Source organism: Pseudomonas sp. FP2300 (genome assembly GCF_030687595.1).
GTDB classification, from domain to species: domain Bacteria; phylum Pseudomonadota; class Gammaproteobacteria; order Pseudomonadales; family Pseudomonadaceae; genus Aquipseudomonas; species Aquipseudomonas bijieensis.
Window position 1 is genome coordinate 418,997 of record NZ_CP117440.1, and the last position, 21,727, is coordinate 440,723.

A 21,727-nucleotide genomic window follows, 5' to 3' on the forward strand; every position below is an offset into this window, starting at 1 on the left:
ATATTTATCGTCTATAAAGTCGACATTGCCCATCGCCCAGGAGATGACCCATGACAACGTTGCACAGCACTCCCCGCGCGGATGGTTTTCACATGCCTGCCGAATGGGCGGCTCAGACCCAGGTCTGGATGGTCTGGCCCGAGCGCCCGGACAACTGGCGTCTGGGTGGCAAGCCCGCGCAGGCTGCCCACGTGGCGGTCGCCAAGGCCATCGCCCGTTTTGAACCGGTGACCGTCGCGGTGTCCGCGGCCCAATACGAAAATGCCCGGGCGCGTCTCGACGTGCCGAATATCCGCCTGGTGGAAATGTCCAGCGACGACGCCTGGGTCCGTGACACGGGCCCTACGTTCGTGATCAATGACAGCGGCGAGGTGCGTGGCGTCGACTGGGACTTCAATGCCTGGGGCGGTTTCGACGGTGGCCTGTACGCGCCATGGAACCGTGATTCGCAAGTGGCTGGCAAGATTCTCGAGATCGAACGCAGCCCGCGCTACCGCACCGAAGGTTTTGTGCTCGAGGGCGGATCGATCCACGTGGATGGCGAAGGTACCCTGATCACCACCGAGGAATGCCTGCTCAACCGCAATCGCAACCCGCACTTGAGCCGTGAAGCGATCGAGGCGGTGCTCAGTGCGCAGTTGGCGGTGGACAAGGTCATCTGGCTGCCGGATGGTCTGTTCAACGACGAAACCGACGGCCATGTGGATAACTTTTGCTGTTACGTGCGGCCTGGTGAAGTGCTGCTTGCCTGGACCGACGACCCGCAAGACCCGAACTACACTCGCTGCCACGCGGCGATAAACGTGCTGCAAAACAGCACTGACGCCAAGGGACGCCCGTTCACAGTGCACAAAATGCCGATTCCGGGGCCGTTGTATGCCACCGAAGAGGAATGTGCAGGCGTGGACGCAGTGGAAGGTTCCCAGGAGCGCAACCCAACTGTGCGGCTGGCCGGCTCCTACGTGAACTTCCTGATCGTCAACGGCGGCATCATTGCGCCAAGTTTTGACGACCCGCTCGATGGCCCGGCCAAAGACATCCTGCAGAGCCTGTTCCCGGAGCACGAAGTGGTCATGGTGCCTGGGCGTGAACTGTTACTGGGGGGCGGCAATATCCATTGCCTTACCCAACAGCAACCCGCGCCGCGCACAAAATGAGTGGCGATGTAACAGCTTGGTGATATCAATGGCGCCCGCTCTAGGTCGGCGTTTTTGGATCCATCCTGGCAAGCCCGCGGCCCGATTGGGTCGCGGTTTTTTTTGTGTCTGTTTTATGGTTGTCGGGGATACATTGGCATAGCTCTTGTATCAGCATCTTGGCAGTTTCGGGGAGCGGGACTGCGTTGTTTTGTCATAAACCTTGGATAAATTGGCCGCTCATCAACCAGGAGAGGGCGCTGGAATGAATATGATAAGCGAGCGCACATGCCATCCCTTGGCCGTTAATGGTGAGTCGCTTCAAGCCTTGGCGCAGTGGTTGAAGTCCAACGGAACGCGTCAGATCAGAGAACCTGATCCGCGCCGGGTGATCGTTGAACGCTACCCCGCTGGCCTGTTCAGCGAGGCGGAGCTGGAAGCGTTGTGGGATGTGATGCAAGGATAGAATTCGACGGATTGATAAAAAGCGCTGGCCGGGATGGCAGCGCTTTTTTTGTGTCCGCTGGTTTTCGAGCTCACACAAAATCCCACAGGATCAGAGTTCATTCAGGCGGGGGATTCGACCGATCCACGAAACACACTGAAAGCCATTCCGGCGTTTTTCTGCAACGCCCACGGGATTAACCTGCCGCCAACCAATCTACATGGCTAGCGGAGTTCCCATGACCACCCTTCATTACATCTACGACCCGCTGTGTGGCTGGTGCTACGGCGCCAAACCGCTGGTGCAGGCCGCCCGGGCGGTGCTGCCGGTGATCGTCCATGGTGGCGGCATGATGACCGGTGCCAATCGCCAACAGGTCTCGCCGCAGCTGCGCAATTACGTGATGCCCCACGACCGGCGCATCGCCGAATATTCCGGGCAGCCATTTGGCGAGGCCTATTTCGAAGGTTTGCTGCGAGACCACAGTGCCGTGTTCGATTCGACGCCACCGACCGCCGCCATCCTCGCCGCCGAACAACTCGGCGGCCATGGCCTGGAATTGCTCGGGCGCCTGCAAACCGCACACTACGTCGAAGGTCGGCGCATCGCTGACGAAGCCGTTCTGCTGGAGCTCGCTCAATCCGTTGGCCTGCCGGCCCAGGCGTTCCTGGCCGCGTTCAGCACGGTTGATGTGCAAGGGCACATCAAGGCCAGTCGCACCTTGCTGGCCCAGGTCGGTGGCCAGGGTTTCCCAACCTTGGCCTTGGAGCAGGACGGTCAGTTCACGCTGATCGACATCGGCCCCTGGCTCGGCAAGCCCGAGGCATTCGCCCAGTGGCTGGCGCAAACCCTACCGGCGCAGCCCTCCACACCGTCCGCGGCGTGCGGTCTGGACGGCTGTTCGTTCTGATCGTTCTTAGACGTTTTTCGCCTAATTACAGACGATTCACGAAATTGACACACCGTTGAGCGCGCGACTAGGATTCGCTCACGCCTGTGGCTAACAGCCATGACTCTTAAATAATAAAAAGGCCCGACACGATCACTCGTGGGCGGGCCTTTTCATTATTTCAGGAGCAAGAGTCCGAAAAAGAGCGCAAAAAGCGCCATTTCGGCTGCCCGCCGCAGTGCGTATCAACCCGTACAAGGAAAATAATCATGTTGAACAAGCGCATTAGTTTGATCGCACTGGGGATCTTGAGCACGACACACGCCATGGCCAATGACCAGGCTGAGTCCAAGGGGTTCGTTGAAGACAGCAGCTTGAAAGTGCTGTTGCGCAACGCTTATATCAATCGCGACTACAAAGATGGCAACGAGGACAAGGCCGAGTGGGGCCAGGCGGCCATCGGTACCTTCTCGTCCGGTTTCACCCAGGGCACGGTGGGCGTGGGTGTAGATGCCTTCGGCCTGTACGCGTTGCGTCTGGACGGCGGCAAGGGGCGTAGCGGTGCCCAAGGCATCGACTTCTTCAAGCAAGGCGACAGCGGCAACGCAGCCGATGACCTCTCCAAGTTCGGTGCAGCGGTCAAGTTCCGCGTCTCCAATACCGTGCTGGCCTACGGTGACCAGATGCCGGCCCTGCCGGTGCTGAGCTATGACAATTCGCGCCTGCTGCCGGAAAGCTACACCGGCACGCTGATCACTTCCAAGGAGATCAAAGGCCTGGAACTGAATGCCGGCCGTTTTACCGCCGAATCGCGCAAGAGCGCCGAAGGCCGTGACAGCGGTGGCCTGAAGTCGATCAACGTATTGGGCGGCAGCTATCAGTTCACCGAGCAGTTCAAGGCTTCGCTCTACGCCTCGGATGTCGAGGACGTATTGAAGAAGCAATACGTGAACGCCAACTATGTGTTCCCGCTGGCCAAGGATCAGTCCCTGACCCTGGACTTCAACGGTTATCGCACCAAGCTGGACAACAGCTACGTTCGCGAAAACAACGTCACCGGCGACGACAACAAGATCTGGAGCCTGGCTGCCACCTTCGCCACGGGCCCGCACAGCTTCACCCTCGCCCACCAGCGCAGCACCGGCGACAGCAACCTGGGTTACGCCTACGGCGGTTATCAGCGCGGGCAGAATCGCGTGGGTGATGGTGGTAACACGATCTACCTGGCCAACTCCTACTGGTCCGACTTCAACGCTGAAGACGAGCGCAGCTGGCAGTTGGGCTATGGCCTGGATTTCACCACCTTCGGCGTACCGGGCCTGACCTATAACGTCGCTTACGTGCGTGGCGATAACATCACCACCTCCACCAGCGAAGGCGGCACCGAGCGCGAGATCTTCAACCAGTTCAAGTACGTGGTCCAAGGTGGTCCGGCCAAGGACTTGAGCGTCAGGTTGCGCAGTTCCGTGCTGCGTGTGTCGCAGAAGTCGAGCGAGTACAACGTCAGCGGCAACGAGCTGCGAGTGTTCGTGGATTACCCGATCAATGTCTTCTGATGCCTGATTGCGTGACAAGCGCCTGATAGAAACCCCCGACGTCAACTCGGGGGTTTTTTACCTTTTGACGCCAGAAAAGTCGCAAAAAACGCGCGTTTCCCCGAGGAAAAGTCGTACTAATGAAACTTCAACCGCCGTTTCAAGCACGGCTTGAAGTGCCTCAAATACTTTCTCATGGACGTAAATCCTGCACCTACTAGATTAGGCCGCTCAATGCAGTGGAGACCTATGAAAAATGATCGTTCTGAACAGGGAAGTGGGCGAAGCGCTAAGACGTGACAAATACGTCAACGTTCGCGGTGGGGACTTCAACCTCTACGGTCATTTCGGCGATTTTGTCCGGCTGACCAAAAGCTGGGAAAACATGGAACCCGACAGCTACTACGGCCAGGCCGAGTCAGGCATGCGTTTTCGCCGCTACAGCGACTTCGAATACAACCCGACGACTCGTGAGCTCACGCAGCTCGAACACCGGGCCTACATCCAGTCCAAGGCTAACAACAGCTATGTCGGCGGCCTGGAGCGGCACTTCCAGGACTTTTCCAACGAAGTGATCAACTCGCCGGTGATGCGCAGCCTGATCGACACGGACTTCGAGGTCTACAAGAACGTCCTGCCGCAGGAACTGCACGATGAAATCTGGCAGTGCCAGATCCACCAGATCCGCATCGAGATCAAGCCAGGTAAACAGCTGGAAATCACACCCGAAGGAATCCACTGCGACGGGTATCCGTTCAGCGGCGTGCACTTCTGGGGCCGCCATAATGTGACGGGCGCCGAAAGCCGTTTGTACACCGCCCAGGAAGAACAACTGGCGGCGATTACCTACGAGGACATCCTCGACACCACGTTCTTCCTCGATCGCGATATGCGCCATTACGTGACGCCGGCCCGCAATGTTCACGCCCATGAAATGGCGTTCCGGCAAATCCTGGCCATTTCCTTCTCGCGGCCCGGGACCGCTTTCGACATTGTTCGCTGAACGGCTCGAACCCATGGACGATTCGGTGCAGCAGGTCCTGTTGCGCCGGGCCCAGGTCAGGGACGCGGAACGACTGGAGCAGTTTTTTCGCGGATTCAACGAAGTGTCGTTCTGCGAATGGCAGGATGCTCGATTTTTGCGGGGGGTGTTGTTGCAGGACACCACCACCGCCTACCTGGCGGTCGATGCCAGTGGTGAAGTGGTCGGTGCTGTGATTGGGGGCATGCTCGGCACCCGCGGCACGATCAATCACCTGGCCGTCAGTCCGGCACATCGTACCCGAGGCCTGGGCCAGCGCCTGGTGGAGGCGGCCTCGGCCGACATGAAACGGGTCGGCGTGCTGCGCATGTTCCTTTTCGTCGACGATGCTAATCTGGCCGGCAAGCGCTTCTGGGCTGCCCAGGGGTTCTGTGAGCCTCGGGGTGAAATCACCTTCGAGAGGGATTTATGAACAAGACTTCCAGCCAGCCGCTGGCGGTCGAACCACAAGCCTCGCGTACCTTCGCTGAAGCCAGTCCGGTGGTAGCGGGTTATTTCACGGTTTCGTTTGTGTTCGGTCTGATGGCGGTCAACGCCGGGCTGCCCCTGTGGTTGCCAGTAGCGATGTGCCTGTTCGTTTACGCGGGCGCTTCGCAATTCGCCGCGCTGGCGTTGATTTCCAGCGGTGCGTCGCTGACCACCATCGTGCTTACCACGTTCCTGATCAATGCCCGGCACATGTTGATGTCGGTCTACATGGCCAAGGCCCTGCGTGCATTGGGGCTCAGCCGTTTCGAGCGCTGGTGTTACGCGGCTGGGCTGACGGACGAGTCGTTCGCGTTCCATAGCGTCAAGCTTGGCAGTGGGGCACCGGTCAGCGTGCGCTACCTGGTCGGCTTCAACCTGTTCTGCCACACCTCCTGGGTGCTCGGCGGCTTGCTGGGGGCCGTTTGCGCGCAGTACGCGGCGCACCTCATCAAGTACAAGCTCGACTATGCCCTGACCGCGATGATGCTCTACGTGCTGGTTTCGTTGTGCAACACCCGCAACAAACTGATCGCGGCCCTGGCGGCTGTCGTCTGCATGGGAGGGCTGAGCCTGCTGGGCAGCTCGCCATTCAACGTCTTCATTGCCACGTTCGTTGGCTGCGGGGTGGGCGTATGCCTGACCAAACGTTCCTGATCCTGGTCGTGGCCCTGATGATGGCCGTGACTTTCCTGCCACGCGCCTTGCCACTGCAGGTCAATACCGAGCACTGGCCGCCCTTCGTTGCCCGAGCCTTGGAATACCTGCCAGTGGCGATCGTCGCTGCCATCAGCCTGACCCCCTTGTTGATCAAGGATCAGCAGATACAACTCGACCGCCCTGAGTTTTATGCAGCGATTCCGACGTTGTTATGTGCGTATTTCAGCCGCAACCTGTTTCTCAGCGTGGCGGTGGGCACGGCGGCGTACATCGCGCTCGGTTCGTTCCTGTAGCGTCAGGTCCACCACATCGTGCAGCGCCTGGCCCGACAACTCCGGATTGTTCACCGCCAGGCGGACTTCAAGGAAATCCTCGAAGTCCGGGAAAATCGCCAAGCCATTGCGCAGCGCCGCTTCCCGGGACACCAGCCCCAGGCCGTCGAGCTGGGTGATCAACGACAACGTCAGTGTTTCACTGCAGGAGTACACCATTCGCTGGCTCGACCCGTACTCACCCAGGCCTGCGTCGAGAAAACGCAGGAAGCTTTGGGAATACGGGCATTCTTCTGCCGGACGCACCTGAAACTTGTCACCGAGCAAGCCAAGGGAGTCGTCTTCGTCGCCGCAATGGGCGCCGACCACCTGCACCTGCACATCCGGCATGGTGATGCTGGAAAAACCGCCCTGTTGCTGCCCGATCAGGATCGCCAGGTCAAAATCTTCATTCCTGAGCTTGCTCAGGTTCTCCATCGACTCGGCATAGCTGAATTCCAGCTGATACTGGGGAAACACAGCGATCAACCGGTCGATCATCCGCCGGTTGAATTCCGCTGGCAGGGTGGTATTGAGTGCCACTCTGAGCGTGCGCTGTCGCGGTGTCTTGAGCGCCGCGACTTTCTCCTCCAACTGTCGGGTGGCAACCAGCACCTGATCCATGAAGGGGGTCAGTTCCGAGCCCTGGCTCGTCAAGGTCAGGCCTTTGTTCGAGCGCCGGAACAACCGGAAACCGAACTGTTCCTCGACCTTGTTCAACTGCGCCGCCAACGCCTGCACCGTGAGGCACGAATGTTCGGCCGCTGCCGACAAGGAGCCGGTCTGCACGATGCGCATGAGGTTGCGTAGGGTTCTGCTATCCATGAGGTAATGCCCTCTGCTTAAGTGGGCTCGCTATTGTTGTGCACCTGGTCCGGGCCAGGCAGTGCATGCTGGCTATCATCAAGCACCTTGCCACGCTTGTCGCGATTTTGTGCCGAAAAGCGCCGGCAAGCGATGGTTGGAGCTTATGCGGGATTTAGGGATTTTGCCCAGTCGATGCTGGCAGGATCGGTCGGCGGGGAACGCTTTAATTCACTTGCGAATAAAAACTTAAAAATAATCCATATCTGTACTATCCTCTAAGCACCACCCCGCGACAAAGGAGCCTAGACCCATGGCGACTCCCTCCATCAACCTCAATGCACAGCAACAACTGGACTCCCCGGGCGCGGGTCGAGTCGCGTTGAAGTTTTTCTTCAACCTCATGGAGCTCTGGGGCTGCAGTGTCGAGCAGCAGCGCATATTGCTGGGCAAGGTGGGAAACACGACCTTCTACAAATACAAACAGTTGCCGGAAAACGTGAAGCTGCCTCGCGATACGCTGGAGCGTATCTCTTACCTCATGGGTATTCACAAGGCGCTGAGCATCATCTTCAGCAATAGCCGGGACCGTGCCTATCAGTGGGTCAGCAGCCCGAATACCGCGGCACCGTTCAACGGCCAGTCGGCGCTGTCCTACATGCTGACCGGGCGGGTGGTGGACATCGCCGATGTGCGGCGATATCTCGACGGAGTGCGCGGTTGATGATGCCACCCTTGGCGGACCCGCAATGGAAACGGGCCTATCGGATCGTCAACAGCAGCTTCCCACCGATTTCGCTGTTTGAAGACGTACTCGACCCTGAAGACCTGCCCACGGCCTACGCTCTGGAGGCGCTGACCAATGACCGGCTGATGGAACAGGCTGGCGTGCTGTCCCGGGTTCGCCCCGAGGACCGCGTTTCGGGGCCCGGTTCCTCGCCGGTGATGGCGGCGTTTACCCACATCGGCAAAAGCAGCCGCTTCAGCGACGGCACCTTCGGTGTCTACTACGCCGCCAGCAGCCAGGAAGCCGCCATCGCTGAAACCTGCTACCACCAGGCACGATTCCTCGGCGCGACCAACGAGCCAGACCTGGAGTTGACCATGCGCACCTACGTCAACAAGGTCGTCAAACCCTTGCACGACATCCGCCACGACTACCCCCACCTTCACGACCCGGACCCTACTGCCTACGGCCCGTCCCAAGTGTTCGCCCGGCAACTGCGGGAAACCTTGTCGTGGGGGCTGCTGTACAACAGCGTGCGCCTGCCCGGCCACGAATGCGTGGCGGCGTTTCGCCCACCGGCGGTATCGATTCCGGTGCAGGGCAAGCATATTCGGTACGTCTGGAGTGCCCAGAAGCGGGAGATTTCGTTTGTGTTTGAGGTGAGTCAGGTGTGAGCCAGGGCTTTTGCAGTGTTTATGGCTGGGCAATCATTATTGCCCAGCCATAATTTTCAATAATTCGCGATTATTGAAAGCAGAGGATGTTGTGCCGCCCGCGGGAGCAAGCACTCTCGCCACAACAGTGTCGATTGATCAGATCTTGAACTGCTGCACCGAAGCCTGCATCGATCCCGCCGCATGGTTCAATTGATCCGCCGTTTGCGTCAGGGTGTGAATCGAGCGGGTGTTCTCGCGGGACTGCTCGGCAATCGACTCTACCCGCTGGGCCATCTCGTCACTGGCCTTGGATTGCTCGGCAATGGTCTGGGAAATTTCCTCCACCACTTCGGCGGCATGCCGGGCGCCAGTGCGGATTTCGCTGATGGACACCCCGGCCTGCTGGGCCAGGTTGACGCCTTCGTCCACGCGGCTGACGCACGCCTGCATGTTCGCCACCGCATCCCGGGCGCTGGACTGGATGCGCTCGATCATCGCGGTGATTTCCTGGGTCGACTGGGTCGTGCGCGCCGCCAGGTTACGTACTTCATCGGCCACCACCGCGAAACCACGGCCCGCCTCACCGGCGCGGGCGGCTTCGATGGCGGCGTTAAGGGCCAGCAGATTGGTCTGTTCGGCGATGCTCTTGATCACTTGGATGATGGAGTGAATGTCCTCGGACGATGCATCCAGCGCCGTGATCTTGCTGGATGACTGGTTGACCACCTCGGCGATCCGGTTCATGCCTTCCACCACCCCGAGAATCACCTGGCCACCGCTGCTCGCCAGTTGTTCGGACTGCGCCGAAATCGTCCGGGCGCTGTCGGCGTGCTGATGGATCTGGCTGATGTTCGCCATCATCTGCTCCATGCTGGCCGCCATGCTGGTCGCGCTCTGGGCCTGTTGATCGGCACTGGACACGATCTGCCGCGCCGTATCGCCCAGATTGCGGGAGGTGCCGTGTAACTCATCGCTCTGGCCGCGAATCGTGGCGATCATCTGCCGCAGATTGGTCTGCATCTGCTCGATCACACCTTGCAACTGGCCCAGCTCATCCTTGCTTTGCGCGCCCATCGAGCGCTGCAAATCCCCCTGGGAAATTGCCTGGGTGTTGAGGATGATCTTGTTCAGCGGTGTGAGCACGGCCTTGAGCAGGCTCCACGACAACAGCGCCAGCGCCACGCAAGTGGCCAGCAAGGTCGCGATCAGCCAGCGCTCCGAGCTTTGAATGCTGCCGTCCTGATGCTCGCGGGATGTCTGCGCCTGGTTTTCGATCAGCTCGCTCACCGCCTCGTTGCGCTCTTCCAGAGCCGAAAACGCCCCGTCGAACTCCGCCCGCAGCGCATGGCCGTCCTGGGCACCACTGAGTGCCTTGCCAATGATTTGCTTGGCTTTGTCGATGTAGGTTTCGACTTGTGGCTTGAGCTCGGCAATCGCCTTGGCGACATCCGCCGGCAACTTGGCCTCGGCGTTTTCGGCGATGACCTTGCGCATGCGCTGCGTATGCTCATCGAATGCCTCCGTCACCTCCTTGGCCGCCTGGGCATCCCCCTGTGTCACCAGCAAAGCGGCCAACACATCGGCCCGAATGGCGTCATGCATCATGTCCGCCTCCATGTGCTTGCGCATGGCCGAAATACTGGTCTCGTTCTGCACCAGGGCCTCGGTCATGGAGTGATAACCCCACAGCCCGATACCGCCAAGCAACAGCGCAAAAGAAAGACTGACCAACCCCGAGCCTATGACCTTGGTGCGGATCTTCATCGCTTACTGCTCCTGGAGCGGAGGAATTCTGGGAAAGTGTAGTCGAGTGCCGGCCGAGCCTTGGGTCAGGCGATGCTCTTATCTGAGGCTATCGGCGGGGGGAATGATTTGATGAATATGCTTCAAATTGTTTGGGCCAGGGACAGTGAACCTGTGACGAGAGAATTATCCCCGATGGCTGCGAAGCCGCCCTCCTTGTAACCTGCGCCCCGTTCTCGCGGCGCTGCGACAGATCAAAACCCAATGCTGCCCACCTCCGTGAGCAGCATGGCGCCAACGACGGTTAAGCCGGATTACTCCCCGGCGCCTCCAGCACCTTCACCACATCATCGATGACGGCTTTGCTCATATCCTGCAAATAACACGACGCCCAGGCATACCGATCCGTGCCGCGAATCATCGCCGCGTCCTCGGCCAGAACCTTGGCGACGTGGAGCAGGTCGGAGGCATGGGACAGGGCTTCGCCGATGGGGATGCCGCTGTTGACGCGGAATAGCGGGCGGTCGGAGTGGTAGGCGAAGGGGGTTAGGCATGGGGTTTTGAGGTCTTTGGGATGGGTCATTGCGCACCTCCTTTTGCCAATTGGCGGCGGACGGCGACTAGCAAAGCGATAAAGCGAGATTGCAGCAGATCCATGGCGTGCATCGATAAACTCCCATATCAAATGAGAGCTGCCACGTTCGTTCTCAGGCGAATGGGTGGCAGTTGTGCGCAGGCTGAGAAACCGGAGATACAGGAACCCGGCAGACCCGAAGGTCTCCCACGCACAGCCGCCATTGCACGGAATGCGGACATAAAAAAACGCCGCAAACGTGGTTCGGGCGCTGTGGCGCCTGCATCTTACTCGGGTTCTCAGGCCCGGTCGCTGAATTGGCAGCGACAGTTGGAGAGTAGCGGGCGATTGGGGGGCGCAATCGTGGCGCGATGCTGGCGGGGTTAGAAATTGTGTGTGCGGGATTAACGCACCTGTGACCACCGGTACGAAGTAAGGTCGGACAGAGGGCTTTTCTGGAATGGACATCGAGAGGCCAAAGGTCGGTGGTGCTGGTGCCGTTGCGCCTACGGATCTTCCATTCAACTCGCCGGCCCCTGATTTGGTGTGGGGTGGTCGGATGTTTGTGTTTACGGGTGTCATGGCCTTTGGGCCGCGCAAAGATTGTCAGGCATTGGTCGAGGAGCGGGGTGGTTTAATTGGGGGCGGTGTGAGTAAGAAGGTGCATTACTTGGTGGTCGGCAGCGTGGGTAATGAGCAGTGGCGCCACAGCACGTACGGAACGAAGATCATGAAGGCAGTGGAGCTGCGGGAGGCGGGCGCTTCGATTGCCATTGTGGGTGAGGACCACTGGCAAAAGATGCTGTTTGGTTGAGGTCGCTTCGTTCGTTGTGTTCTAAGAAAGGCAACCCTTCGTCCGGCCGGTGGATTGTCGGTGGGTTTGACGGCCTCATCGCGAGCAGGCTCGCTCCCACAGGTTTCAGCGTGTGGATGAAAAGTGGACGTTCCAGAAACAACAAAGCCCTCGCATTTCTGCGAGGGCTTCGTTTTGTATGGTGCCGGCACCAGGAGTCGAACCCGGGACCTACTGATTACAAGTCAGTTGCTCTACCAACTGAGCTATACCGGCGTGTGGGCGACGATTATAGCGATTGGGTGCGTTCTGTAAACCCCTGAATTCTGACTATTTTTGCGCAGGTCCGGCTTGGGCGCGGTGCAGCAGCGTGCGCAGTTTGTTCAGGGCTCGCCAAGTGCGGCTGTTTTGGATGGCGTGGAGTTGGGCTTCGGCCTGTTCGGCGCGTTGTAGGGCGGCGCTGAGTTGTTGGTCGGTATCGCTGAGGGGGTGGCTGAATTTGTGGCCTTTGCAGAGTTGGAAGCCGTCGAGGTTGCACGGGGGGATGTCGAAGGCGGGCTTGAGGGCCAGGTGTTCTTCGGCGAGGTAGTAGGTGTTGATGCCGTCGAACAAGATGGATTGGTAGCCGGCGTCGGTCACCAGGTTTTCCCAGGTCTGGTCGCGGGCCCATGGGGTTTCGATGAGGATGATCCAGGGGCGCCAGCGGCTGAAGTCCATGCCGCGCAGCACGGTTTCTTCGTGGCCTTCGACGTCGATTTTCAGGAAGTGGATGGGGCGGTCCTGGGCGTATTGCTCGCAGATGGAGGCCAGTGTGCGGGACTGGACGGTCTGGTTGCGCACGTCCATGCCGGCGTCGCGGTGTTGCTGGGCGACGCTGGCTTCCACTGTGGATAAGCCGGTGTCGGCGATGGTGTAGAAGGTCAGGCTTTCGGCGTTTTCACCGGCCACGCATTGCAGGTTGATGTCGTGGGGGCGTTGTTGGCAGAGGGCGTCGTAGTAGGCCGGTACCGGTTCGATGTTGATGCCGCGCCAGCCGCGGTCGTAAAACGCTCGGGTGACCGAATCATCGGTCGGGTGATTGGCGCCGACGTCGAGGTAAAAGCCGTTTTCCACCGATTGAAGGGCGCGCCACAGGCGTATGTCTTCGAAGTTTTGTGCGTAGGAAATGAACGTCACGGCCAGTCCTTGAGTGTGTCGGCATTGTGTCAATCACGATACGTTGGGCTGTTGTATAGCACGGGCGCGGTGGACGCAATTACTGGCGCGGGGCAGCACTGAATTCGGCGGTTATGTCGTTTTGCTTGGGCGCTTATGCACAACGGGCAGGAGGAGGCGAAGGGCATCTTGCGATTTTGTGACCGCTTTCGCGTTTCGTCGCAAATGCCTGTTTTCATGGTTTTTTATCCATGTGAACAAAAAATGACCAGCCTTGATTCGGTCAGGAAATCGCGGATTTCTTGGATCCAGGTTTATTTCATCAACAGAGTTATCCACAGGCTGTTTCGGCGTCGTAACGTTCTGCCAACAACATCAGATTGCGTGGCGTCAGCGGCGTATCGCAGAAGGTGCCAAGGTGCACGTCGTAGCCTTCTTGGGTAAGGAAAAGCGCTCGGTCCAGCACCAGCCAAAGCTCCAGTGGTCGCCGGAACAGGCCTCGCAGCAACTCCAGATTGCGCACTTCGGCCAAGCGCTGATGGCCCGCTGCTTCCAAGGCGGCCCAATCAGGCGTGCCGACTGTGGATAAGTCTTTCAGAGATGCCAGATCGATGCAGTATTGGGCGAAGGACTTTTCCAACCAAACGGTGGGCAGTGACGGCGTGGGCAGATAGTCGTCGCACCCTCTGATTTGCCGTTGCAGCAAATCGAAGCCCAGGCGCCAGGCCATGGAGTGGTCCCGTTGTCTTCTGACGCGCGCGCCTGCGGTGACGGTTTCGCTCAGGGGCAGGCTGAGATCGTCGAGCGACAGCTGTAGGGCAGAGGCCTTGGCGGCGTCGGATAGCGCTTGATAGCGTTCGGTGTTGATGCGGTTGTAACAGCACGGCGCGATAGCCAGTTGTGCACAGCCAACGGCGCTGGCCAGGTGCATCAAGCGAACATGCAGGTCTCCGCAGGCGTGCAGGGCCACGGGGGTGTGTTCGGGGTGGAGCGCCTGGGTGGCGTCCGCCGCTAGCACGTCTTGTTGCAGGTGCGTGGCGGGCAGGCGATGGCGCAGGCTCAGTTGTTGGCCGCTGGAGACCAGTGCAGGGTCGTATTCCAGGCAGGTCAGTTGCTGTTTGTCGTGCAGCAGGCGTCGACCGAGATGGCCTTTGCCGGCGCACCAATCCAGCCAGTGGGTCGGCTGGGTGGTGAAGTGCAGACGGCTGGCGAAGGCTTCGACCTGCTGCCATTTGCGCCCGGGCACGTCGACGTTCAGGCGATGGCTTGGCGCTTCGAGCGTGCTGGCGGGCAATTCTGCGACAGCGCTCAATGTGCGGGAGATTGCGGCCAATTCCGGGAAGGGCGCTGGTGCGCCTTCCATCAACCACGGCTGATGATGGTCGTTTTCCGCAGCTTCCAGCGAACGTTGGCGTAGCCATCGGGCCAATTCCGGGTGGGACGTTTCCCAAGGCAGTTGCAGATAGGTGAACGGACGCGGCTTCCACAGCACTTGGTGCGCCGTGAGAAAAGCGTCCAGCGCCGTGAAGCGGGCGAGCAATGCCTCGCCCGTCAGCACGCCGCTGTCAGCGCCCCTGGCAGGCATCGACGCGCAACCAGCGCTCCAGCTGCTTGAAGCCTTGCACCAGGAAAAAGGACATCAGCAGGTAGAACATGCCAGCGGCGAAGAAAATCTCCACCGGCAGGTAGGTCCGGGCAATGATGGTGCGTGCCATGCCGGTGAGTTCCAGCAGAGTCACGGTACTCGCCAGGGCGCTGGCCTTGAGCATCAGGATCACTTCGTTGCTGTAGGCCGGCAGGCCGATGCGCGCAGCACGGGGCAGCATGATGTAGAACAACGCCTTGGGTCGGGACATGCCCAGGGCCCGCGCGGCTTCGATCTCGCCCTTTGGGATGGCCTGGATCGCGCCGCGCAGGATCTCGGCGATGTAGGCGGCGGTGTGCAGGGTCATGGTGACCGTGGCGCACCAGAACGGATCCCGCAGGTACGGCCACAGCGCGCTGCTGCGCACGGCATCGAACTGTGCCAGGCCGTAGTAGACCAAAAACAGCTGGACCAACAGCGGCGTGCCACGGAAAAAGAAGATGTAGGCGTAGGGCAACGCCCGTACGTACCACAGGCGCGAAGAGCGGGCGATGCCCAGTGGAATCGCCAGCAGCAGCCCGGCGATCACGGCGATGGCTACCAGCTCCAGGGTCAACGTGGCGCCCTGGGCCAGCTTCGGCAGCCACTTGATGATGACGTCCCAGTTCATTGGGTGCTCCTGGTAAAGCCACGGGCGGCGCGTCGTTCCAGCAAGTGCATGCCGATCATGGCGAACACCGTCAGGCCCAGGTACATGAAGGCTGCGACCATATAGAAGGTGAACGGTTGCTTGGACACGGTCACGCCGATTTGCGCATGACGCATGATTTCTTCCAGGCCGATCACCGAGACCAGCGCGGTGTCCTTCATCAGGATCATGAACAGGTTGCCCAGGCCGGGCAGGGCGATGCGCCACATCTGCGGCATGATCAACCGGGTGAAGATCCGCCACTTCGACAGGCCCAGGGCGACGCCGGCCTCGCGGTGGCCCTTGGGAGTCGCCAGGATCGCGCCGCGAAACACTTCCGTGGCGTAGGCGCCAAAGCACAGGCCCAGGGCAATGACCCCGGCGGCGAAGGCGTTGAGGGCAAGGTCGGGATTGCCGAAGTACTCACCCAAGGCACGCATCAGGTTAACGGTGCCGAAATAGATCAATAGCACCCAGAGTAATTCCGGGATGCCGCGAACCAGTGTTGAATAAGTGCCACCAAGCCATTGCAGCGGCTTGTATGGCGAGGTCTTGGCCAGGGCACCGAGCAGGCCGAGCACCAGCCCCAGGCAGAGGGCCGTGAGCGCCAACTTGACGGTCATCAGCGCGCCGGCAGCGAGCGCCGGGCCGAATCCGTAGAGATCGATCATCATGGGTAAGAATTCATATCGCGGCAGGCTTTGCTAAGGGCCGGCGCTGCCAGGAGCAGCGTCGGCCAGGCGCGTCGGCATCAATAGATGCTGAACGGGAAGTACTTGTCGTTGATCTTTTTATAGGTGCCGTCAGCAACAATTTCTTTCAGTGCTGCGTTCAGTCGGTCACGCAGTGGATCGCCCTTGCGCACGGCAATGGCGATCTTGTCGCCCTCTACCACCGGGTCACCTTTGAATTCGTAAGCACGGCCAGCGTCGGTTTTCAGCCAGTCGTAGTTCACGTATTTGTCTGCCAGGATCCCGTCGAGACGGCCGGAGGTCAGGTCCAGGTAGGCGTTTTCCTGGGTGTCGTAGAGTTTCAGCTCGACGCCTTCCATGTTGTCTTCCATCCAGGTGCCGGCGAGCGTGGAGCGCTGTGCCCCGATGACCTTACCTTGGAGAGATGCTTTATCGATTTTGAAATCGACGTTTTTCGGTGCGATGAATTGCAGTTTGTTGGAGTAGTACGGGTCGGTGAAATCCACGGCCTGCTTGCGTTCGTCGTTGACCGACAGCGAAGAAATCAGGAAGTCGAACTTCTTGGCGTTCAGGGCCGGGATGATGCCGTCCCAGTCGGAAGTGACTACTTCGCACTCAACTTTCATCTTGGCGCACAGGGCGTCGCCGATGTCTTTATCGAATCCCACGACCTGGCCGCTGGCGTCCTTGTTGTTGAACGGCGGATAGGCCGCCTCGATGCCCATCTTCAGTTTTTCGGCCGCCGTGGCGCTGGCCGAGAAAATCAGGCTGGCCGCTGCGGCCAGGAGGAATTTCTTGTAGGTCTGCATGTGTACTGCTCCGTTAGCGGTTGCTGGACATGAATTGTTTGCAGCGCGCCGAAAGCGGGTTCTCGAAGACCTGCTGTGGCGATCCTTGCTCTTCGACCAAGCCTTGATGGAGGAACACGACTTCGCTGGAAACCTGACGGGCGAAGCCCATTTCGTGGGTCACCAACAGCATGGTGCGGCCCTCTTCGGCCAAGGCGCGGATCACACTAAGTACTTCCTGGACCATTTCCGGGTCAAGGGCGGAAGTGGGTTCGTCGAACAGAATCACCTTGGGCTGCATGGCCAAGGTGCGGGCGATGGCGGCGCGTTGCTGCTGGCCGCCGGACAGTTCGGCCGGGTAGGCATGGCGCTTGTCGGCGATGCCGACCTTGGCCAGCAGGGCTTCGGCAACTTCGACGGCTTCGGCCTTGCTTTGGCCAAGCACTCGGCGCGGGGCTTCGATGATGTTATCGAGCACGCTCATGTGCGGCCAAAGGTTAAAGTTTTGAAACACAAACCCGATCTCGCTGCGCATGCGGTTGATCTGCTTGCCGTCGGCGGCCACCAGTTCACCGTTTTTCGCTGCCTTGAGCTTGAGTTCTTCACCGGCCACCAGAATTTGGCCCTGGTTGGGGTTTTCCAGCAGGTTGATGCAGCGCAGGAACGTAGATTTTCCGGACCCGGAGGAACCCAGGATCGAGATCACATCGCCGTCGCGGGCGGTCAGCGAGACGCCCTTGAGCACCTCCAGCTGTCCGTAGCGTTTGTGCAGGTTGCGGATTTCAAGCGCGGGCGTGGCCTGGGCCATGTGCGGTCCTCATGATGTGTGCTCCCTTGCTGTTGGCGGCCTTCCTTGGCGAGGCGGCCAAGCTAGCATGCGTCCGAATGGCAGCCAACAGCGCTACGGGCGGTAAACCGGTGATGTGCGGCAGGTTGTCGCATCGGCACAGCAGTCTGTCGCGCCATCAACAACCGAACGGCCGTTTGAACCTTGTTTACCGGTGAAAAGTCCGGGGAGTCGCGTAAAAAAAGGCGCGATGGTGCCAGCTTTGGGCGGGGGTTGGAAGGGTTAACCGGATGAGCGTGCTATTCCAATCCGCAGTCGGCCCAACTTCCAATCGATCTAAACCGGAATGGTCCTGAATCCATCAAATGAGATGGCTTTCCCAGAACCAGGAGTTGCCGCCATGAAGTTCCTTTACTGTCTTATCGCCATCGGTGCACTGCTATTTCCCATCACGCCCAACGCCACCAACCTGGCTCCAATAGACAGCGCAGGCGTGCAAGTCCAACCGTTACAGCAGAACGGCATCACCTATCTATCCGGCGGTATCGGCGAGGATGAAGCCCACGCCATCGGCCAGGCCCAGGGCTATAACCTGCACATGACATTCGCGATTGGCGTGGAAAACAAATACATCCCGGATGTGGATGTCACCGTCCAGAACGCGTCGGGGCAAACGCTGCTGACGCTGGATGACGCGGGACCGCTGGTTTACGTGCAGTTGCCGCCGGGCAAGTACACGGTGGTGGCGACGCGCAACGGCGAGGCGCGGCACGACACCGCCCAGGTAGGCAGTGGCGCCCCACGCAGCCTGGTGTTCCATTGGAACGGTGACGAATAGCCAGCCGGCTTACTCGCTGGCGGGCTCTTCCATGGACTGGCGATAACGGTCCAGCGCTTGGCTGAAATCCTCGATGAACTCCGGAGTGCTGAGCCAGCGCTGGGCCGTCTCGCGATCCATGTCATCGACCCACATGCGGTAGTCCACCAGCATGTCGGCGGCCAGGTTGGTGGCTGCCATGCTTTCGTTTTCGGCGTTTTTCAGGTCGAGCAGGCCTGGGCGTTCGATGATCATTACGCTCAGGGACGTGAGCAGCGTATCGAGCATTTCACTGCGGCTGACGGCCTCGGCTTCGCGCAGCTTGGCGAACAGTTCCAGCACGTAGACCGGTGGTTGGGCGGTGGCGTGTGCCGGGTCGCCATACATCGGGATCGATTTGCGCCCGGTCATGCGGATCTGCTTGGCTTTGTCTTTGGCGCGCTTGGCGCGTTTCTGCTGTTTGTTCAGTGAGGCCATTGGGCTTCGGTTTCCAATTCATTAGGGGGCGGCGCCCGGTTCAGTCGATTTTTGGCACGGTAAAGCGAAATTCGCTGCCCTGGCCTGGCTGGCTTTCGGCGTGCAGTTTACCGCCATGGGCCAGGACAATCCCCTTGGAAATGTACAACCCCAATCCGGTGCCGTTGGGGTTGCCTTCCTTGGTCGTCCAGTAGCGCTCGAAAACATGAGGCAGCTGTTCTGGCGCAATACCTTCACCGGTGTCGCGCACGCTGAATACAATCTCGTTGCCAACGGACATCGCGCTGATGCCCACGGAGCCCTGTTGTGGTGTGAACTTGATGGCATTGCCAATCAGGTTGGACAGCACCTGGAACAACCGCTCGGGATCGGCGCTGATCCTCAGGTTGGGTTCGGCATGGAAGGACATGTCGATGGCCTTGGCAGTGGCCAGCGGCGTCAGCAGCGAGCAGGCGTCGTCGAAGATCTGACTGACATCCATCGGCTGGGGATTGATGGTGTAGCGTCCGGCGTCGATGCGCGAGGTGTCGAGCAGGTCTTCCAGCAGCGTGTTCATGCGGCTGGTGGCCTGTTGCATGGTGTCGATGGCGGAAGAAATTCGCTTGGAACTGTGGGAGCCGTCGGAGCTGAAGGCCTTTTGCATCATGCCGCAGAGCATGGAAATGACCGTCATCGGGCTGCGCAGGTCATGGGACACCACGGCCACCAGTTCGTCGCGCGCCTGCACGGCTTGGCGCTCCTTGCGTACCTGGCGGGCCAGGTCGTTTTCCAGGGCCGAGCGTCGCAGGTCGTTGGCGGCGAACAGCTCGCCATGGGTCCATTTGGTGCTGATGCCGGCCATTTCGACTTTCCAGATCTCGAAAGACGTCCGGGGTCGCAGGCGCAGGCCGGTCTCGCTGTTTTCCAGGTCCAGGGGCTTTTGCGGGTCACCGCTCCATTGCAGGGTTTGCTTCACCTCGGGACGGAACCACAGCACACCGTTTTCCACCGGCTTGGGCAGGTGGATCGCCAGCACCCCGCTCGCTACGTCCTGATAAGCCTGGGCAGGCGCGAAGACGCTGCTCAGGTTGTGGTGGGAGAACACCGGCTTGTCGGTTTCCAGAATCCATTTGTGCAGCTCGCGGATCTGCTCCGGTTCCGGGCATTGGCCGTGGCGGTGCAGCTTGTTGTCTTCGAAAATCGCGACGCCGCTGGCCCCGGTCAGGTCCATGAGGCGTTGTGGCTCATTGGACAGGCCGTCGAACACGTTATCGCTGGACTCGGCCATGACCGCGGCGAGGACCTTGAGGTCTTCCAGCTTGGCGTCCCTCTGCCGGGTCAGCTCCAGGGCCTGCATGGCGCTGATCTGCAACGACAGCACCTGGCCGATGGTCTGGCAGGCCATGCGCATTTCATGGGGAACAAGCAGCGGTTGGCGATTGCCGCAACTGATCAGCCCCCACAGGCGCTCGCCTTCCATCAGCGAGATGCTCATGGAGGACAGCACGCCCATGTTTTTCATGTATTGGCGGTGGATCGGCGAGACGCTGCGCAACGTGGCAAAACTCAGGTCCAGCGGCGCCTGGGTGTCGGGCCGCAGTTCCGGGACCAGCGGTACCGGCGCGTAGTCGGCATTGGGAATGATCCGCAGCCAGTTGGTGCGATACAGCTCGCGGGCCTGTTCGGGAATATCCGACGCCGGGAAAAACAGGCCTTTGTAGAGTTCCATCGACGGCGCGCTGGCCTCGGCAATCACCTGACCGTGGCCTTCTTCCTCGAAGCGGTAGATCAGCACCCGGTCGTAACCGGTCATGGCCTGGATTTCCCGCACGCTGATTTCGTACAGTGCCTGAAGGGTCTTCGCACTTTGCAGACGTTGCAGCATACGCCCCATGTTCGCCTCGCCGCTGACGCCTTCGGGGCGATAGTCGCTCAGGTGCTGTTCCAGTTCGACGATCAGGGCGCCCTGGTGGCGATGTACCAGGGCATCAAAACGCTGCTGGTTCACGATAATGGCCACGGGCACGCTGTCGCTTTCCGGGGCGGCGCGACAGGCGATGAGGATCGCCTCGGCCTGTTCCAGCCCCAGCAGTGCGTCGAGTGTCTGGCCCAACAGCCTGTGGGGATCTTGCCCCATCAACTGCAACGCGTTGGCGCTGACCTGACGGATCACGAAATCGGGCTCGGACAGCATCAACAACACGCCGTGAGGCTGGATGGCCCCAGGAAAGCGAATCGGTTCGTCTGCGCAATTGGCCAGCAGTTCGTCGAAGGCTTCCTGGTTTTCCGGGGTCATAACAGTACCTTTTGGCTGTCCAGCCAGTGTTCAAAATGAGAGAACGTCGCCTTGGCGGCGCGTGTGACTTCGAACACCTGGGCCTCGCCAAGGTTCCTGTCGTCCAGGTATTGAAGGAAATCCTTCCAGCGTCGGCCGGTGAGTTCGCCATACACATTGAGAAAGGCCGCGCCGCTGGAGGCATCAAGGCCGAGCTGCTCGGCAACCCTGCGCCGCAGGATCTGCCCGCCGAGGGTCGCACCTTCCAGCACGTAGGAAACGCCGAGGGCGGCGGCTCGGGAGTCGATTCGTGACAGCGCCTGGCAGGTGGGCAATGCCTCGATAGCGGCTTCATCCAGGCCCAGTGCCTTGAGGTCGGCTCGCAATACCGGCAGTTTGATGCGCAGGGATTGGTCCAGCCCGGTTGGAATCAGCGCCAGCACATGAAGCTGTTGCTCCAGCGGCTGATAAAAACCGTAGTAAGCCGCCATCAGGCGTCGGTACAGATCCAGGTCCAGCTGTTGCGAGAAAAACGGCAGGCGTTTTTCCAGGGCGACGTGCAGTTCAGCGGTTTCGGTCCGCAATGCCTGAATCAGAGAAGGGTGGGGCGGGGCCGATGACATGCAGGATGACGCTCTTTGATTGAAGCGTTGCTGGAAAAAAAGCGCACCAATCTTACATGGGTTTTTTGAGTGCGCGTCCAT

At 59.9% G+C, this 21,727-nt stretch carries 23 protein-coding genes, 1 tRNA gene and 1 pseudogene; 12 read left to right on the plus strand and 13 right to left on the minus strand.

The window, feature by feature from the left end; genetic code table 11:
- Positions 1 to 50: 50 nt before the first annotated feature.
- The 8 genes from aguA to PSH86_RS01795 all read left to right on the plus strand — a co-directional run bounded on the left by aguA (position 51) and on the right by PSH86_RS01795 (position 6,465).
- The gene (aguA, locus tag PSH86_RS01760) at positions 51 to 1,157 is read left to right on the plus strand and encodes an agmatine deiminase (protein WP_109751949.1); all 1,107 of its coding nucleotides are present in this window, start codon (positions 51 to 53) and stop codon (positions 1,155 to 1,157) included.
- 244 nt (positions 1,158 to 1,401) lie between these two features.
- Entirely contained in the window at positions 1,402 to 1,602 is a 201-nt protein-coding gene (locus PSH86_RS01765; protein WP_109751950.1) for a hypothetical protein, read from the plus strand.
- A gap of 217 nt (positions 1,603 to 1,819) precedes the next feature.
- The gene (locus PSH86_RS01770) at positions 1,820 to 2,491 is read left to right on the plus strand and encodes a DsbA family protein (RefSeq protein WP_109751951.1); all 672 of its coding nucleotides are present in this window, start codon (positions 1,820 to 1,822) and stop codon (positions 2,489 to 2,491) included.
- A 248-nt stretch (positions 2,492 to 2,739) separates the two neighbouring features.
- Positions 2,740 to 4,026 (plus strand): OprD family porin, encoded by a 1,287-nt coding sequence (locus tag PSH86_RS01775; RefSeq protein WP_109751952.1) that lies wholly within the window; start codon positions 2,740 to 2,742, stop codon positions 4,024 to 4,026.
- Between the two features lie 235 nt (positions 4,027 to 4,261).
- Positions 4,262 to 5,008, plus strand: coding sequence for a 2OG-Fe dioxygenase family protein (locus PSH86_RS01780; protein WP_163855720.1), 747 nt, complete (start codon positions 4,262 to 4,264; stop codon positions 5,006 to 5,008).
- Positions 5,009 to 5,021: 13 nt separating this feature from the next.
- Positions 5,022 to 5,459, plus strand: coding sequence for a GNAT family N-acetyltransferase (locus PSH86_RS01785; RefSeq protein ID WP_176688789.1), 438 nt, complete (start codon positions 5,022 to 5,024; stop codon positions 5,457 to 5,459).
- Positions 5,456 to 6,169 carry an AzlC family ABC transporter permease gene (locus PSH86_RS01790; protein ID WP_109751954.1) on the plus strand — a complete coding sequence of 238 codons (714 nt, stop codon included), beginning with the start codon at positions 5,456 to 5,458 and terminating at the stop codon, positions 6,167 to 6,169. The genes PSH86_RS01785 and PSH86_RS01790 overlap by 4 nt, the downstream gene beginning before the upstream one ends.
- Entirely contained in the window at positions 6,148 to 6,465 is a 318-nt protein-coding gene (locus tag PSH86_RS01795; RefSeq protein ID WP_109751955.1) for an AzlD domain-containing protein, read from the plus strand. The genes PSH86_RS01790 and PSH86_RS01795 overlap by 22 nt, the downstream gene beginning before the upstream one ends.
- On the opposite strand, the gene PSH86_RS01800 is transcribed toward PSH86_RS01795, so the two are convergent.
- Positions 6,382 to 7,308 (minus strand): LysR family transcriptional regulator, encoded by a 927-nt coding sequence (locus PSH86_RS01800; RefSeq protein ID WP_109751956.1) that lies wholly within the window; start codon positions 7,306 to 7,308, stop codon positions 6,382 to 6,384. The genes PSH86_RS01795 and PSH86_RS01800 overlap by 84 nt on opposite strands.
- Positions 7,309 to 7,600: 292 nt before the next feature.
- Here PSH86_RS01800 and PSH86_RS01805 point away from each other — a divergent pair, with 292 nt between their 5' ends.
- Positions 7,601 to 8,011: an MbcA/ParS/Xre antitoxin family protein gene (locus tag PSH86_RS01805; RefSeq protein ID WP_109751957.1), complete on the plus strand. Its 411-nt coding sequence runs from the start codon at positions 7,601 to 7,603 to the stop codon at positions 8,009 to 8,011.
- On the plus strand, positions 8,011 to 8,688 hold the full coding sequence (locus tag PSH86_RS01810; RefSeq protein ID WP_109751958.1) for an RES family NAD+ phosphorylase: 678 nt from the start codon (positions 8,011 to 8,013) through the stop codon (positions 8,686 to 8,688). The genes PSH86_RS01805 and PSH86_RS01810 overlap by 1 nt, the downstream gene beginning before the upstream one ends.
- A gap of 138 nt (positions 8,689 to 8,826) precedes the next feature.
- On the opposite strand, the gene PSH86_RS01815 is transcribed toward PSH86_RS01810, so the two are convergent.
- Both PSH86_RS01815 and PSH86_RS01820 read right to left on the minus strand, forming a co-directional pair.
- Positions 8,827 to 10,434, minus strand: coding sequence for a methyl-accepting chemotaxis protein (locus PSH86_RS01815; RefSeq protein WP_116833954.1), 1,608 nt, complete (start codon positions 10,432 to 10,434; stop codon positions 8,827 to 8,829).
- A 283-nt stretch (positions 10,435 to 10,717) separates the two neighbouring features.
- On the minus strand, positions 10,718 to 10,996 hold the full coding sequence (locus tag PSH86_RS01820) for a DUF3077 domain-containing protein (protein ID WP_305487385.1): 279 nt from the start codon (positions 10,994 to 10,996) through the stop codon (positions 10,718 to 10,720).
- Positions 10,997 to 11,474: 478 nt separating this feature from the next.
- Between PSH86_RS01820 and PSH86_RS01825 the strand changes: the two are divergent.
- Positions 11,475 to 11,801, plus strand: a pseudogene (locus PSH86_RS01825) (BRCT domain-containing protein); the annotation flags it as partial.
- 179 nt (positions 11,802 to 11,980) lie between these two features.
- Here the strand turns inward: PSH86_RS01825 and PSH86_RS01830 are convergent.
- The 7 genes from PSH86_RS01830 to PSH86_RS01860 form a co-directional block, all read right to left on the minus strand.
- Positions 11,981 to 12,056: transfer RNA gene (locus PSH86_RS01830), tRNA-Thr, on the minus strand.
- A 54-nt stretch (positions 12,057 to 12,110) separates the two neighbouring features.
- The gene (locus tag PSH86_RS01835) at positions 12,111 to 12,956 is read right to left on the minus strand and encodes an FkbM family methyltransferase (protein ID WP_176688788.1); all 846 of its coding nucleotides are present in this window, start codon (positions 12,954 to 12,956) and stop codon (positions 12,111 to 12,113) included.
- Positions 12,957 to 13,266: 310 nt separating this feature from the next.
- Positions 13,267 to 14,520, minus strand: coding sequence for a methyltransferase (locus PSH86_RS01840; RefSeq protein ID WP_305487389.1), 1,254 nt, complete (start codon positions 14,518 to 14,520; stop codon positions 13,267 to 13,269).
- Positions 14,501 to 15,190 (minus strand): ABC transporter permease, encoded by a 690-nt coding sequence (locus PSH86_RS01845; RefSeq protein WP_109751965.1) that lies wholly within the window; start codon positions 15,188 to 15,190, stop codon positions 14,501 to 14,503. Before PSH86_RS01845 ends, PSH86_RS01840 begins: the two co-directional genes overlap by 20 nt.
- Positions 15,187 to 15,882, minus strand: coding sequence for an ABC transporter permease (locus PSH86_RS01850; protein ID WP_305487392.1), 696 nt, complete (start codon positions 15,880 to 15,882; stop codon positions 15,187 to 15,189). The genes PSH86_RS01845 and PSH86_RS01850 overlap by 4 nt, the downstream gene beginning before the upstream one ends.
- A 77-nt stretch (positions 15,883 to 15,959) precedes the next feature.
- On the minus strand, positions 15,960 to 16,709 hold the full coding sequence (locus PSH86_RS01855) for an ABC transporter substrate-binding protein (protein WP_163855710.1): 750 nt from the start codon (positions 16,707 to 16,709) through the stop codon (positions 15,960 to 15,962).
- A gap of 13 nt (positions 16,710 to 16,722) precedes the next feature.
- Complete coding sequence (locus PSH86_RS01860; RefSeq protein WP_003196795.1) at positions 16,723 to 17,496, minus strand: ABC transporter ATP-binding protein; 774 nt, start codon at positions 17,494 to 17,496, stop codon at positions 16,723 to 16,725.
- A 379-nt stretch (positions 17,497 to 17,875) separates the two neighbouring features.
- Here PSH86_RS01860 and PSH86_RS01865 point away from each other — a divergent pair, with 379 nt between their 5' ends.
- A complete protein-coding gene (locus tag PSH86_RS01865; RefSeq protein ID WP_109751968.1) occupies positions 17,876 to 18,313 on the plus strand; it encodes a carboxypeptidase regulatory-like domain-containing protein in 438 nt (145 codons plus the stop codon).
- 9 nt (positions 18,314 to 18,322) lie between these two features.
- On the opposite strand, the gene PSH86_RS01870 is transcribed toward PSH86_RS01865, so the two are convergent.
- The 3 genes from PSH86_RS01870 to PSH86_RS01880 are packed head-to-tail and all read right to left on the minus strand — an operon-like array spanning position 18,323 to position 21,646.
- A complete protein-coding gene (locus tag PSH86_RS01870; RefSeq protein ID WP_109751969.1) occupies positions 18,323 to 18,769 on the minus strand; it encodes a hypothetical protein in 447 nt (148 codons plus the stop codon).
- Positions 18,770 to 18,809: 40 nt separating this feature from the next.
- Positions 18,810 to 21,044, minus strand: a complete 2,235-nt coding sequence (locus PSH86_RS01875; protein ID WP_305487399.1) for an ATP-binding protein — start codon at positions 21,042 to 21,044, stop codon at positions 18,810 to 18,812.
- Positions 21,041 to 21,646, minus strand: a complete 606-nt coding sequence (locus PSH86_RS01880) for a biliverdin-producing heme oxygenase (RefSeq protein WP_305487401.1) — start codon at positions 21,644 to 21,646, stop codon at positions 21,041 to 21,043. The genes PSH86_RS01875 and PSH86_RS01880 overlap by 4 nt, the downstream gene beginning before the upstream one ends.
- Between the last annotated feature and the right edge of the window lie 81 nt (positions 21,647 to 21,727).